Raw genomic sequence first — 13,786 nt, 5'->3', positions numbered from 1 at the left:
CCGACGCAGGGAATGTCATGTCCAAAACCCCCGGCACCACCGCCACCGCCCCCTCCGACGCCCCCGCACCCGCCGCCGCCGCGCCGCCGCCCGGCCGCACGGCCCGGTTCAGGAGCAAGGCCCCGGCCCGCCCGCCGGCCCCCGCCATCGCCGTCGCCACCACCGCCGGCGTGGCCGGACTGGTCCTGCTGGTGGCGATCGGGAAGCTGCTCGCCATGCCCGTGCTGATCCCGCCGCTGGCCGCCAGCGCCGCCCTCGTGCTGGCCGCGCCGGCCCTCCCGCTCGCCCAGCCGCGGAACGTCATCGGCGGCCAACTGGTCTCCGCGCTGGTCGGATTCGCCGCACTCGCCGTCGGCGGCGGCTCCCTGTGGACGGCGGCGGCCGCCGGCGGGCTGGCCATCGGCGCGATGGGCGTCACCCGCACACCGCACTCGCCGGCCGCGGCGACCTCGGTGATCGTGGTCCTCACCCAGCCGCCCGCCGTCCGGTTCCTGGCGCTGCTCGCCCTCGCCACCGTCGTCCTGGTGCTCGTCGGAATCCTCGCGGGCCGCAGTGGGCGGACGCCTCGTTACCCCACGTACTGGTGGTGACCGGGTGACGGCGCATTCCGGCTAATGTCCGATCGCCCGCCGTAACATGCCGGAGAGAATGCCCGCCCGGCGGCCGGCGGCACCGGTCCAGCACGTGGTCACCTTCACACCAACGTCCACATTCCCCTACAATCCGCAACGGCGATCGGTGGGGGAAGGGGAAGCCCCTGTTCGATCCCGGCGCGAATTGAGCCGGTTTCGACGAGGGCGGGGTGAGGTCCGGTGATACCTGTTTCGGATGATTTCGAACCCCGCCGGGGGGCCGGTGCCGACAATCACGGCCTCGACACCGCAGCCGAGGAGTTCTCCGGCCGCATACCCGAGACGGTCGAGCGATACCGGGCCCGGCTGATTGCCCAGCAGAATCCGCTCGGCGCCGACCCGGTGTCCTGGCGGAGCTGCCGTCAGCAGGCCGAATGGATCCTCTCCGACTGCGCGTACAGCCTGCGGACCGGACGCGTGCAGGTGAACGAGACGGTCGCGCTGTCGGCCCGCCGGCTCGCGGCGCACCGGGTCGGACGGGGCATCCACCCGGTGTACTCCACCCGGGCCGCCTCCGTCCTGTTCGAGACGACCCTGGAGGAGCTGCTCGTGGTCGCCCGGGACGCCCCCGAGAGCCTCAAGGTGATCCAGTTGGGCGCGATGTCCCTCCAACGCGGCCTCGACGCCCGCCTGGAGGCCGGCGCGATCGGCTACGACGCCTACCTCTTCGGCCGGGTCCGGGAGACCAATGCCGCCGCCCGCACCCGGCTCGCCCGCGACGTCCACGACCGGGTCGGCAACGGGATCAGCCTGGCCATGCGCCAGCTGGAGGTGCACCTGTTCTCACCGGGCTGCGCCTGCGAGTGCGAGTCGCCGCACCGCCCGCAAAGGCCGATCATGATGGCTCAGGAAGCCCTCGCCGAGACATTGCTGCACGCCCGCGACATGATTACCGAATTGCGCCGCAGCGGGGGCTCCGGACAGGCCCTGGAGATTGCCCTGATCGGATTCGCCCAATCGCTGCGACTGGACGAGCCGGCCGTCCGGGTGCAGGTCCGGGGGGCGGAAACGCAGGCCGCGGCGGAAATCGTCGACGAGCTGTTCCTGGTGCTCCGGGAGTGCCTTCGCAATGTCTTCACCCACTCCCGGGCGAAGAACGTGACGGTGGACGTGGACATTTCCGGCCACGAGGTCCGGGCCGAAGTGGTGGACGACGGCAGCGGCTTCGACCTCGACGCGGTGAACCGCAGCAAGTCGTGCAACGGGCTCGCCTCGATGCGCGAGCGGACCAGGTCGGTGGGCGGGACCCTCACCATCACCACCGTGCCGCAGCAGGGCACCCGGGTGTCCATCGCCGTCCCACTGACGGAGACGAACCGTGGCTGAGCAGATCCGCGTCCTCCTGGTCGACGACCACACCCTGCTGCGCGAGGCGCTCCGGGACGCCCTGGTGACCGACCCGGGGCTCGCGGTGGTGGCCGAGGCCAACAGTGGCGAGTCCGCCGTCCGGCTGGCCGTCCAGCACCGGCCGCAGGTGGTCCTCCTCGACGTCGAGATGCCCGGCCACCACGCGCCGACCACCGTGCAGCTGCTGCTGGAGAACTGCCCCGGCATCCACGTGATCATCGTCAGCATGTCCGACGAGTCGGAGACCGTACGGCAGTTGCTGGCGGCCGGGGTGAGCGGCTACCTGCACAAGAGCGTGAACCTGCCGACGCTGATCGCGGCGATCCGCAGCGTCGTCCAGCAGGGCACCATGAGCCGCAGCGTCCTGGTCTCCGTCCCGCGCGAGGGCCTGACCGCGCCGGAGCCCCCCAGGGCGGCCGCGCCCGGCGTGCTCTCGCCCCGCGAGCTGGAAGTCCTGGCGCTGGTCGCCAAGGCGCTGAGCAACCGGCAGATCGCCACCCGGCTCGGGATCACCGAGGGCACCGTGAAGCGCCACATGCGCAACATCTTCGGCAAGCTGGACGCCGTCTCGCGCATCGACGCGGTCAACAAGGCGGCTGCGGCGTCCGACCAGGCCGGCTGACGGTCCGGGCGGCGCCGCCCGGCATCCCGGCCGGGGCCCGCCCGGCCGGGCGAAGCGGTCGGCTCAGGCGCGGTCGGCCAGCTTCCGGGCCACGATCTCGTAGGCCGCACCGAGGTTGGTGAGCCCTTCCACCTCGTCCTGGCGGACGACGACGCCGAGGTGGCGCTCGAACCGGGCCAGGATCTCGATGACGACGATGGAGTCGGCGTTGTAGGTCTCCTCGAAGCCGCTGGACTCCGTCAGCTCCTCCGCCCCGATCTCCAGCACGTCCGCCACGATCTCGCGGATCCGATGCTTCAGGTCATTGCTCAGCGTCAGCGCGGGCAAGGTGGTTCAGCTCCTCCGTCGTGGTCCGGCCTCCCGAATCCAGGTCGAATGTAGCCCGCCGGCCGGGGCGGTAGAAAGGCGTCCTCCGGCGCATGCCCGGCCTTACCCGAAAGTGGCACGCTCTCACTTTGGGAGCATACGGACGGGCGCCGCGGCCGCCGCGCCCGCCGCCGGGCCCGGGCCGGTGCCGCCCCGGCCGCCGTCGGCCCGGACGGGCCGCGGGCCGGGCGAAGGCACTGGCCAGCAGGCCCGTCAGCAGCCCGCGGCGGGCCCGCGCCCCACCTCCGGGACACCCTGCCGTGTACTTAACGAAGGAATACCGAATACCCCTTTGGGGACACCGGCCGACCCTGACATCAAAGCGTGATCGTGCCATATTTGTCGAGCAGGCCTCTCAAAGGTTCAGCGGTCCGAGGTCGTGGGCCGCCGTCCCGGAAGGTGCACGGGGATGATTCTTCAGAATTCCACCACTCGCCCGCCCGTAATTCGGCGGAGCATATCGGAGAACCGGTCCGGAAATACCCGGGACGATTCCGGCAGCTTTGGGCCGTCCGGTTCCCGCCGGGCGGGAGAGCCGGTCGCCACCGGCTCACCCGGGGCTGTGACCAGGCACGCACCGGGCGCAGCGCCGCAGACGACGCGTGCCCCGGAGCTCCCGAGAACCACGGAGGGGAAAGAGTGGTGACGACATCCGGACCGGTCCACCGGCGACGCCGGCCGGCACTGGCCGTACTCTCGGCCGTGCTGATCGTCGCGGTCATGGACAACACCATCATGAATGTGGCACTGCGCACGATCCAGCACGACCTCGGGGCCAGCAACGCCGATCTCCAGTGGTGCCTCGACTCGTACATCGTCGCGTTCGCCGCCTTTCTGTTCACCGGTGGTGTGAGCGCCGACCGCTTCGGCCGGCGCAGGACGCTGACCGCCGGCCTGCTGGTGTTCGGCGGGGCCTCGCTGCTCGCGGCCTTCGCCGGCTCGGCCGGTGAGCTGATCGCCGCGCGGGCCCTGATGGGGGTGGGCGCCGCCGTCATCCCGACCACCACCCTGGCGATCATCATCAACATCTTCCCGGCGCAGGAGCGGGCGAGGGCGATCGGCGCCTGGGCCACCGCCGCCGGGGTGGCGATCGCGGTGGGCCCGATCACCGGGGGGCTGCTGCTCGGCCGGTTCTGGTGGGGCTCGATCTTCCTGGTCAACGTGCCGCTGGTGATCGGGAGCGTGCTGCTGATCGGCCGGCTGGTGCCCGAGTCCAGGAACCCGGCGAACAGCAGGTTCGACCCGGCCGGCGTGGTCGTCTCGGTGCTCGCGATCGGCGCGCTGGTGTTCGGCGTCATCACGGGCGGCGAGCGCGGCGACTGGCTGTCCGCCGGGGCCGTCGTGCCGGTCGTGCTCGGCATCGCCCTGCTCGGTCTGCTGGTCGTGGTGGAGCGCCGGATCGCGGCGCCCGCGCTGGACGTCGGGCTGTTCCGCAGTGCCCGGTTCTCCGCCGGGACGGGATCGATCGCGCTGGCCTTCTTCGCGATGATGGGCGCCCTGTTCGTCCTGACCTTCTACTTCCAGCTGGTGCACGGCTACTCGCCGATGGAGTCCGGCCTGCTGATGGTCCCGATGGCGGCCGGCTCGGTGTTCCTCGCCAACCGCAGCGTCGTCCTGGCGGCCCGCTTCGGCGTGCGCAACGTGGTGGCGGGCGGCGCGACGGCGATGGCCCTGACCTTCCTCGGGTACCTGGCGGCGGAGCCGGACACCCCGGTACTCGTCCTGGCCGGGCTCCAACTCCTGTTCGGGCTGGGCTTCGGGAGCATCATGGCGCCCGGCACGGCGGCGCTGATGTCGGTGGTGCCGCCGGAGAAGGCGGGCGCCGGGCAGGCGGTCTCGCAGACCGTCCGCCAGGTGGCCACCGCGCTGGGGGTCGCGGCCGTCGGCAGCGTGCTGACGTCGGTCTACCGCTCCTCGCTCGGTGACGCGGTCGACGCCCTGCCGGCCGGGCTGCGCGAGCAGGCCGCCGGGTCGATCGGCGGGGCGTTCCGGGCGCTGGAGGCAGCGCCCGGGTCGGCCCCCCGGCTGGCCGGGCAGGCGGTCGCCGCCTACCAGGACAGCATGCACGTCACGATGGCGCTCACCGCCGCGGTCGCCCTGCTCGCGGCGGTCGTCGCCCTGCGGTGGCTGCCGGGGCGGGCCACTGCGGCCGCCACCGCCGTGACCGCCGAGGCGGCGGCGAGGACGCCCGCACCCGCCGGCGCCGCCGGGTGATCCGGCCGTGGTACCGCACAGTCAGAAAGCAGGGGGGAACCGACTGTCCGCACGCTTCGGCGGGCCGGATCCCCGAACCACAGGTCAGCGCACGCGGCCTGTTCCGGCGCACCGTCCAGAGGGGGCGTGATGGAACTACAGCACCTCCGGTCGTTCCTAGAGGTATCGAGTGAGCTGAGTTTCACCAGAGCCGCAAGGAACCTGAACTACGCGCAGTCCAGTGTCACCGCCCAGATCCAGCATCTGGAGGCCTCGCTCGGGGTCGCCCTGTTCGACCGTCAGGGCCGCCGGATCGCGCTCACCGACAGCGGTGAGCGGCTGCGGCCGATGGCCGAGCGGATCGTCGCCCTGGCCGACCACGCGCACCGGGAGCTGACCGCACGGGAGCACCCGCGGCACCCGGCCCGGCGCCGCCCGGAGGCCCCGGCCGGTGCACTGCGGCCGAGCCCGGCACTGAGCGAACCGAGGTGACCCCCGACAGTTGAAGCATTCATGCCAACTACATTGTACGGCCAACGGCCCCCGGCGGGAACACTCTTGCCGGGGGCCGTCGAACTGCCCCGCACCAGCGGTCAGGCGCCGTTCGCGGCCTGTGCCCCGCGACGCTCGTGGCCCTTGCGCAGCTCGGCCCGGCGCAGCTTGCCGATGCCGGTCTTCGGGATGTCCGCCTTGGCGAGCGTCACCACCTGGCCGATCTCCAGCCCGTAGCGGGCCCCGACCAGCTCGCGGATCCGCCCGGCCGCCTCGGCCGCCGGGGTCGCGCCGCGCGGGTGGAAGAACACCACCAGCTCCTCGCGCGTCCCGCCCGGCACGGTGGCCGGCGTGACCACGGTGTAGGACGGCTCCACGAAGGCGAGTTCCTCGACCGCGGCCTCGATCTCGTGGCCGTGGTACTCGGCGCCGTTGACCACGATCAGGTCGTCCACCCGGCCGGTGACGGTCAGGACGCCGTCCTCGACGACCGCCAGGTCGCCGGAGCGGAACCAGCCGTCGGCGGTGAAGGACTTCGCGTTCTGCTCGGGGTTGCGGTAGTAGCCGGAGAACACCGGTGCGCCGGTGACCTGGAGCCGGCCGACCACGCCGACCGGCAGCGGCTCGTCGTGCTCGTCGACGATCCGGACGGACACCCCGGGGTGCGGGCGGCCGACCGGCACGAAGCGCTCGTCCCCCATGGTCTCGGGGTCGAAGACGGTGTCCACCACGCCCGCCGAGGTCTCCGACATGCCCCAGCCGGGGTGCATCGACGTCCGCGGCAGCCCGAAGGGCGCCAGCAGGTCCAGGAACCGGGTGATCACCCGGGCCTTGACCGACTCGCCGCCGTTCATGATGTAGCGCAGGCTCGTGAGGTCCCAGTCCTGCCCGGCTATCGCCGCGGCCCGGTCGTTCACCAGTGCGAAGGCGAAGTTGGGCGCCCAGGTGGTGTCGGCCCGGTGCCGGGAGATCTGGTCGAACCAGCGGGTCGGGTCCTCCAGGATCCACGCCGTCCTGGCGTGCACCTGGGTGCAGCCGACCAGCACGTCGCGGGCGTGGAACATCACCAGGCCGCCGATGTGGTCCAGCGGCATCCAGTTGAACGAGCGGGTCGCCGCGTCGAGGCCGCGGACGGCCGCCGTCGCGGCGGAGCGGGCCAGGATGTTGCGGTGGGTCAGGGCCACCGCCTTGGGGACGCCCGTACTGCCGGAGGTGAGCAGCAGCACCGCCAGGTCGTCGGCGGCGGCCGGGTGGAACTCCTCGGCGGGGGCCTGCCCGCGCAGCTCGCCCGTCCGGCCGAGCCACGAGCCGGCCTCGGTCATCGCGGCGGGCGGCGGCGGGCCGTCGTCGCCGGCCACCACCCAGGGACGCTCGTAGCCGGCCCAGATCCACTCCAGCTGCTGGGCGGCGGCGTCGGGGGCGTCGGCCTTGCCCGCCGGGACGGGGATCGGGACGAACCCGCCGAGGACGGCGGCCCAGAAGGCGGCCAGCAGGTCGGGCTCCGCCCGCACCTGGAGCAGCACCCGGTCGCCGGGGCGGGCCCCGCCGGCCCGCAGGCCGGTGAGGATCCGCCGGGCGGCGTCCAGCAGCTCCGGGTAGGAGATGCTGTGGTCGCCGCCGTCCGGCTGGACGAAGTGGATCCGGCCGGCGTCGGGCCGCGCCGCGGCCCGGACCAGGGCCGCGCCGAGGTTGGCGACCTGGAGGTCGGCGGCGGGGCCGCCGTCCAGCAGCGCGGCGGGGCCGGCGAGGAGGACGGGCTCGGTGATGACGGGCGCGGTCACGCGGCGACCTCCTGGACGGCGCCGGCGGCGCGGGCGACGAACAGCAGCGGACCGCGGCCGATGCGCGGCCCCGGCTCCTTGCGGAAGCCGCCGTACTCGGCGACCACCTCGAATCCGGTGTCGGCCAGCAGGTCCCGCACCTCGGGGGCGGTGAACACGGTCTGGTCGAAGAAGTTGGCGAACATCGATACCTTGCCCGCACCGTCGCGCGCGATGATGGTCTCCTCGTTGCGCCAGACCGCCCGGTGGGCGTGCACGGACTGCCGGGCGAGCCGGGTGACCAGCAGGTCGTCGCCCTGGTGGTGGGCGATGATGTTCGGCTGGTAGCCGTCGACGAAGTTCAGCAGGTGTCCGATGTCGATGACGAGGTGGCCGCCCGGGGCCAGCCAGCCGCGCACACCGGTGAGCAGCTGCCGCAGGCCCGCCCGGTCCAGCTGGTTGAGCGTGCTGAACAGGCTGTAGACCAGGTCGAAGCGCTGGTCCGTGACGTACTCCTCGGCGCGGCCGTGCACGTACTCGACCACGCCGTCCGCGGGCCCGGCGGGCGCGGCCGCGCGGGCGTACGCCGTGAAGTCGGAACTCTGGTCGACGCCCACGCCGGAGTGGCCGAGGGCCGCCAGCGCGCGCAGGTTCGTACCGGTGCCGCTGCCGATGTCGAGCACGCGGCCGCCGGGCGGCAGGTACGAGGCCAGGAACTCGGTCTCACCGGCTACGTCGCGGAAATCCTTGCGGATCACCTCGTAGTACTCGCCGGGGTACTCAAAGCTGGACAAAGGACGAGCCCTTTCTGTGGCGACCGGTAGCGCCGGTCGGGCCTGGGAGGAGGAACGAGCCGGCCGGGGGTCAGGCGGCGGAGTGCAGGACCGCCAGGCGGCGGTACTCACGCGGGCCGACGCCGTAGCGCTCCCGGAACAGCCGGCTGAAGTGCGAGGCCCCGTACAGGCCGGAGCGCTCGCCGATCACCGCGATGGTGTGGTGCGCCAGCCGCGGGTCGCGCAGTTCGGCGCAGCTGCGGATGAGCCGCTCGTCGCGGATCCAGCTGGCCGGGCTCTCGCCGTGCTCCTGGAACAGCTTCTGCAGGTACCGGAGTGAGATGTGGTGCTGCTGGGCGAGCATCTCGGGCTTGAGGTCGGGATCGGCCAGCCTGCTGCGGGCGAAGTGCTTGATCCGCTGGAGCATCGCCCGGCGGGCGAGGCCGGCGCCGGGGGACGGCCCGGGGGCGTCCGGCTCGCGGTCCATGCAGTCGACGAACGCCTGCTGGACGAGACCGGTGATGCCCCGGGCCAGCAGCTCGGCGGTGCGGCCGGCCGGCTGCCCGCCCTGGCCGGCGAGCTGGCGCAGCAGTTCGTGGACGGCGAGCGGATCGGAGAGCGGGTACTGGACCCGGAGATGGGCCTCACCCGTCCGGGCGGCCTGCTCGGAGACCCGGACTTCGGAGGAGGTTTCGCGGTCCTCGTCCTCGACCACCGAGATGCGGATCCGGCCCAGGCTCACCTCGTTGACTGCTGCGGCGACCGGCGGCGAGGCCGGTTCGGGCTCGGTACGCATAACATCCATCTCTCCTCCCGGATCCTGCGGTCCACGGAACAGGCCGGCCTGCCGGTTCCCGGGGACCTTCTGCGATAACACCACGCCCCGGGGGAGGACCCGGCCTCGTATCGGTAGCACTGATGAAATCGGGCAGCCGCCGAACGGTCCGCGAAGTCCTGCGCGAATCGACCAGAACCCGTGCGCACCGCGCCAACCTGGGCACCTGACGGCTGACTAGCGTCGACACCACACTTACGTGCCGAGAGCGCGGACCACCGGCGCTGCGCGCGCCCCGGCACACCCACTCAGAAGGGCCATGCCGTGGCAATCAAGGTAGGCATCAACGGATTCGGCCGGATCGGCCGAAGCTTCCTCCGCGCCGCACTTGAGCAGAACGCCGACATCGAGATCGTGGGCATCAACGATCTGACCGACGCCGCGACCCTCGCCCACCTGCTGAAGTACGACAGCACCCTGGGCAAGCTGCAGGTGACCGTGGCCGAGGGCCAGGACGGGATCGTGGTCGACGGCCGCGCCATCCGGGTCACCGCCGAGCGCAACCCGGCCGACCTGCCCTGGGGCGAACTGGGCGTCGACGTCGTCGTCGAGTCCACCGGTGTCTTCACCGACGCCGAGAAGGCCAGGGCACACATCACCGCCGGCGCCCGCAAGGTGATCATCTCGGCCCCGGCCACCAACCAGGACCTCACCATCGCGTTCGGCGTCAACGACGGCGAGTTCGACGCGGAGCGGCACGACATCGTGTCCAACGCCTCCTGCACCACCAACTGCCTCGCCCCGCTGGCCAAGGTGATCAACGACGCGCTCGGCATCGAGACCGGTCTGATGACCACCGTGCACGCCTACACCCAGGACCAGAACCTCCAGGACGGCCCGCACAAGGACCTCCGCCGGGCCCGCGCGGCGGCCGGCAACATCGTGCCGACCAGCACCGGTGCGGCCAAGGCCATCGGCCAGGTGCTGCCCGAGCTCAACGGCAAGCTCGACGGGTACGCCCTGCGGGTGCCGGTGACCGTCGGCTCGGTGACCGACCTGACCGTCACGGTCGGCCGTGAGACCACGGTCGAGGAGGTCAACGCGCTGTTCGCGAAGGCGGCGGAGGGCGCGCTGGCCGGGATCCTGCGCTACACCGAGGAGCCGATCGTCTCCAGCGACATCGTCACCGACCCCTCGTCCTGCATCTTCGACGCCGGCCTCACCAAGGTGATCGGCGGCACCCAGGTGAAGGTCGCCGGCTGGTACGACAACGAGTGGGGCTTCTCCAACCGGGTCGTCGACACCGTCCTGCTGATCGGCAAGCACTCCTGACCGCAGGGAACACCTGACCGGTGCGCCCGCCCGACCGGCGCGCGCACCCCGTGGAGCAACAGAACCGGCGGGCCGGGCTCGGGGGATCCCCGGGCCCGGCCCGCAGTCCGCACGCAACCGAGAAAGGCCTGACGGATGGTCAAGACTCCGTACCACGAGGGCGAACAGGCCGTGCAGCAGCGGGCCGGCGAAGGCCACGCGGGCTGGGGGTCGCCGATGTTCGAGGCCGAGATCCCGCCGATGTTCGGGCTCTTCATGGAACGCCAGCGGATGGTGGTGATCGGGGCCGTGGACGACGCCGGCGCCGCCTGGTCCACCGTCCTCACCGGGCCGCGCGGCTTCTTCCGGGCCGCCGACCGCAACACCATCCGGGTCGACGCCCTGCCGGCGCCCGGCGACCCACTGGAGGGCGTGTTCGACCGCCCCAGGGACATCGGCATGCTCGCCATCGAACCGCAGAGCAGCCAGCGGATCCGGATGAACGGCGTCGCGCGGGCGGAGGACGGCGCGCTGGTCGTCCGGACCGAGCAGGTGCTCGGGAACTGCCCCAAGTACCTCCAGCAGCGGGTGCTGCGAGCGGACGCGGCCACACCGCCCGCCGCCACGGTGCGGCGCTCGGCCGGGCTGTCCACCGAGCAGCAGGCCTGGATCACCGGCGCCGACACGTTCTTCATCGCCAGCCGGGCCCCCGAGCACGGCGCCGACGCCTCGCACCGGGGTGGCGCGCCCGGCTTCGTCCAGGTGGCCGGCCCGAACAGGCTGACCTGGCCGGACTACTTCGGCAACTCCTTCTACATGACCCTGGGCAACCTCCAGCTCGACCCGGCCTGCGGCCTGACCTTCCTCGACTGGGAGAGCGGCCACGCCCTGCACCTCAGCGGCAAGGCCAGGATCGACTGGGACGGCGACCGCACCAAGGCCGTCCAGGGCGCCCTGCGGCTGGTCGAGTTCGACGTCGAGCAGGTCGTCCAGGTGTCCGACTTCACCCCGCTGCGCTGGAAGTTCGCGGCCCCCTCGCCCTTCAACCCGACCAGCTGAGACCGACCGGAGGAAGCAAGCCATGAGCAGATCCGACACCCCCCGGCTGGTGGGCCGACTGGCCGCGCTGCCGGACTACGTCCCCGGCAAGGGCGCGAGCCAGGGCTGCGAGGACCTCAAGCTCTCGTCGAACGAGAACCCCTACCCGCCGCTGCCCTCCGTGGTGAGCGCCGTGCAGCGGCAGGCCGGCCGGGTCAACCGCTACCCCGACCCGGGCTGCGCCGCCCTCGTCGGCGCGCTGGCCGAACGCCTCGACGTCCCCGCCGAGCACCTGGTGGTGGGCACCGGCTCCGTCTCGGTGGCCCGCCTGCTGGTCCGGGCGACCGCCGGGCCGGGCGACGAAGTCCTGTACGCCTGGCGCTCGTTCGAGGCGTACCCGATCATGGCCGAGATCTGCGGCGCGACCTCCGTCCGGGTGCCGCTGCGCGCCGACGACACCCACGACCTGGAGGCGATGGCGGACGCCGTCACCGAGCGGACCAGGCTGATCTTCGTCTGCAACCCCAACAACCCGACCGGCACCGTGGTGCGGCGGGCCGAGCTGGAGCGGTTCCTCGACCGGGTGCCGAACGACGTCCTGGTCGTGCTCGACGAGGCGTACATCGAGTTCGTCCGGGACGCCGAGGTGCCCGACGGCGTCGAGCTGTACCGCGAGCGCGGCAACGTCTGCGTGCTGCGCACCTTCTCCAAGGCGTACGGCCTGGCCGGCCTGCGGATCGGCTACGTGGTGGCGCACGAGCCGGTGGCCGTCGTGCTGCGCAAGGCCGGGCTGCCGTTCGGCGTGAGCCAGCTCGCCCAGGACGCCGCGGTGGCCTCGCTGCGGGCCGAGGACGAACTCCTGGAGCGGGTCGAGCTGCTGGTCAAGGAGCGGTCCAGGCTCACCGCGGGCCTGCGCGACCTCGGGTTCGCCCCGCCGGACAGCGAGGCGAACTTCGTCTGGCTGGCGCTCGGCGACCGCACCGCCGAGTTCACCGGGGCCTGCGCGGCGGCCGGCGCCGCCGTCCGGCCCTACGGCGCCGACGGCGTCCGGATCACCGTGGGCCTGCCGGAGGCGAACGACGCGGTGCTGCGGGTGGCCCGCGGCTGGCGGCACTGAGCGCACGCCGGAGGGGCGCCGACCCGGCCGGGTCGGCGCCCCTTCGCTGTGCCTGTTCGCTGTGCCTGTTCGCTGTGCCCGTCCGACGGGCCGCGGCTCAGCCGAAGAGCCGGCCGAACTCCTGGTGGAACTCCGGGAAGGTCTTGGAGACGCAGGCCGGGTCGTCGAGCTCGATGCCCTCCGCGCGCAGCCCGAGCACCGAGAAGGACATCGCGATCCGGTGGTCCCGGTGGCAGTCCACCCGCCCCGGGCGGACCGGTCCCGGCTGGACGGTGATCCAGTCCGGGCCGTCCGTGACGGTGACGCCGAGCGCACGGAGGTTTCCGGCGACCGCGGCGATCCGGTCCGACTCCTTGAGCCGGGCGTGGCCGATCCCGCGCACCGTGATCGGCCCGTCCGCCAGCGGCGCGACGGCCGCCAGTGTCATGAAGGTGTCCGAGATGTCGCCCATGTCGACCTCGAACCCGCCGCGGAGCCGCCCGGTGCCGGTGACCGTGGTCGAGTCCGGCCCGATCTCGACCCGGGCGCCCGCGGTGCGCAGCACCTCGACGAAGCGCAGGTCGCCCTGCAGGCTGTCCCGCCCGAGACCGGGGACGGTCACCGAACGGCCGGTCACGGCGGCGGCCGCGAAGACGTAGGAGGCGGTCGAGGCGTCCGGTTCGATCCGCAGGTCGGTGGCCCGGTAGCCACTCGCGGAGACCCGGATCCGGCCGCCGGTGCCCTCCACCACCTCGGCGCCGAAGTGCCGCATCAGTGCGACGGTCATGTCGATGTACGGCCGGCTGACCAGCCCGGCGGCGTGCACCGTCAGCGGGCTGCGCATCAGCGGGGCCGACAGCAGCAGACCGGTCAGGTACTGGCTGCTGGTGGAGGAGTCCAGGGCGAGCTCGCCGCCGCCCAGCCCGGTCGTGCGGATCGTCAGCGGCAGGCCGCCGTCCGGCCCGGTCTCCACCTCCGCGCCCAGCAGGCCGAGTGCCTCGGCGAGCGGGCGCAGCGGGCGGGCCCGCAACTGGTCGGAGCCGTCGAACTCGAAGGTGCCGAAGCCGGTGGCGGCGAGCACCGGCAGGAAGCGCGCGGCGGTGCCCGCGTCGGCGCACCAGGCCCGGCCCCGGCCGTGCGGGCCGCGGCCGGCGCCCTGGACCAGCCAGCCGCCGTCCCGGTCGGTGACGGTCACGCCGAGGGCCCCGAGGGCCTCCCGGAAGGCCACGGTGTCGTCGCTGACCAGCGGGTCGCGGAGCAGGCTCGGGCCGAGCGCCGCGGCGGCGAGCAGCAGCGCCCGGTTGGTGATGCTCTTGGAGCCCGGAATCCGGGCGATCACGGAATCGGTGGTGGTGGTGATGGTCACGCGGTGGTTCCCTCT

The 13,786-nt window shown here is 72.8% G+C and carries 13 protein-coding genes; 8 read left to right on the top strand and 5 right to left on the bottom strand.

Annotated features, from left to right (window positions below; all coding sequences use genetic code 11):
* Window positions 1–17 precede the first annotated feature (17 nt).
* From ACFUK0_RS05015 to ACFUK0_RS05005, 3 genes are all read left to right on the top strand, one after another.
* The gene (locus tag ACFUK0_RS05015; protein ID WP_380246647.1) at window positions 18–590 is read left to right on the top strand and encodes an HPP family protein; all 573 of its coding nucleotides are present in this window, start codon (window positions 18–20) and stop codon (window positions 588–590) included.
* Window positions 591–812: 222 nt separating this feature from the next.
* Window positions 813–1,958: a sensor histidine kinase gene (locus ACFUK0_RS05010; RefSeq protein ID WP_380246646.1), complete on the top strand. Its 1,146-nt coding sequence runs from the start codon at window positions 813–815 to the stop codon at window positions 1,956–1,958.
* Entirely contained in the window at window positions 1,951–2,601 is a 651-nt protein-coding gene (locus tag ACFUK0_RS05005; protein ID WP_380246645.1) for a response regulator, read from the top strand. Before ACFUK0_RS05010 ends, ACFUK0_RS05005 begins: the two co-directional genes overlap by 8 nt.
* Window positions 2,602–2,664: 63 nt before the next feature.
* On the opposite strand, the gene ACFUK0_RS05000 is transcribed toward ACFUK0_RS05005, so the two are convergent.
* Entirely contained in the window at window positions 2,665–2,928 is a 264-nt protein-coding gene (locus tag ACFUK0_RS05000; protein ID WP_380246644.1) for an acyl carrier protein, read from the bottom strand.
* A 363-nt stretch (window positions 2,929–3,291) separates the two neighbouring features.
* Here ACFUK0_RS05000 and ACFUK0_RS04995 point away from each other — a divergent pair, with 363 nt between their 5' ends.
* Together ACFUK0_RS04995 and ACFUK0_RS04990 are read left to right on the top strand one after the other, a co-directional pair.
* Entirely contained in the window at window positions 3,292–5,181 is a 1,890-nt protein-coding gene (locus ACFUK0_RS04995) for an MFS transporter (RefSeq protein ID WP_380246643.1), read from the top strand.
* 129 nt (window positions 5,182–5,310) lie between these two features.
* Window positions 5,311–5,652 carry a LysR family transcriptional regulator gene (locus tag ACFUK0_RS04990; protein ID WP_380246642.1) on the top strand — a complete coding sequence of 114 codons (342 nt, stop codon included), beginning with the start codon at window positions 5,311–5,313 and terminating at the stop codon, window positions 5,650–5,652.
* Window positions 5,653–5,753: 101 nt separating this feature from the next.
* Here the strand turns inward: ACFUK0_RS04990 and ACFUK0_RS04985 are convergent, their stop codons facing one another.
* From ACFUK0_RS04985 to ACFUK0_RS04975, 3 genes are all read right to left on the bottom strand, one after another.
* On the bottom strand, window positions 5,754–7,433 hold the full coding sequence (locus tag ACFUK0_RS04985) for an AMP-binding protein (RefSeq protein ID WP_380246641.1): 1,680 nt from the start codon (window positions 7,431–7,433) through the stop codon (window positions 5,754–5,756).
* The gene (locus ACFUK0_RS04980) at window positions 7,430–8,206 is read right to left on the bottom strand and encodes a class I SAM-dependent methyltransferase (RefSeq protein ID WP_380246640.1); all 777 of its coding nucleotides are present in this window, start codon (window positions 8,204–8,206) and stop codon (window positions 7,430–7,432) included. The genes ACFUK0_RS04985 and ACFUK0_RS04980 overlap by 4 nt, the downstream gene beginning before the upstream one ends.
* 70 nt (window positions 8,207–8,276) lie before the next feature.
* Entirely contained in the window at window positions 8,277–8,981 is a 705-nt protein-coding gene (locus tag ACFUK0_RS04975; RefSeq protein WP_380246639.1) for a helix-turn-helix domain-containing protein, read from the bottom strand.
* 303 nt (window positions 8,982–9,284) lie between these two features.
* On the opposite strand from ACFUK0_RS04975, the gene gap reads away from it, so the two are divergent.
* The 3 genes from gap to hisC all read left to right on the top strand — a co-directional run bounded on the left by gap (window position 9,285) and on the right by hisC (window position 12,426).
* Window positions 9,285–10,292: a type I glyceraldehyde-3-phosphate dehydrogenase gene (gene gap, locus ACFUK0_RS04970; protein ID WP_380246638.1), complete on the top strand. Its 1,008-nt coding sequence runs from the start codon at window positions 9,285–9,287 to the stop codon at window positions 10,290–10,292.
* Between the two features lie 135 nt (window positions 10,293–10,427).
* Window positions 10,428–11,330: a pyridoxamine 5'-phosphate oxidase family protein gene (locus ACFUK0_RS04965; RefSeq protein ID WP_380246637.1), complete on the top strand. Its 903-nt coding sequence runs from the start codon at window positions 10,428–10,430 to the stop codon at window positions 11,328–11,330.
* A gap of 22 nt (window positions 11,331–11,352) precedes the next feature.
* A complete protein-coding gene (hisC, locus tag ACFUK0_RS04960; RefSeq protein ID WP_380246636.1) occupies window positions 11,353–12,426 on the top strand; it encodes a histidinol-phosphate transaminase in 1,074 nt (357 codons plus the stop codon).
* A gap of 97 nt (window positions 12,427–12,523) precedes the next feature.
* Here the strand turns inward: hisC and aroA are convergent, their stop codons facing one another.
* On the bottom strand, window positions 12,524–13,771 hold the full coding sequence (aroA, locus tag ACFUK0_RS04955; RefSeq protein ID WP_380246635.1) for a 3-phosphoshikimate 1-carboxyvinyltransferase: 1,248 nt from the start codon (window positions 13,769–13,771) through the stop codon (window positions 12,524–12,526).
* Window positions 13,772–13,786: the final 15 nt, after the last annotated feature.

This window comes from Kitasatospora sp. NPDC057223 (genome assembly GCF_042669755.1).
Classification (GTDB): domain Bacteria; phylum Actinomycetota; class Actinomycetes; order Streptomycetales; family Streptomycetaceae; genus Kitasatospora.
The sequence above is the reverse complement of the archived record's forward strand: the minus strand, read 5'-3'. Positions and strand labels throughout refer to the sequence as shown.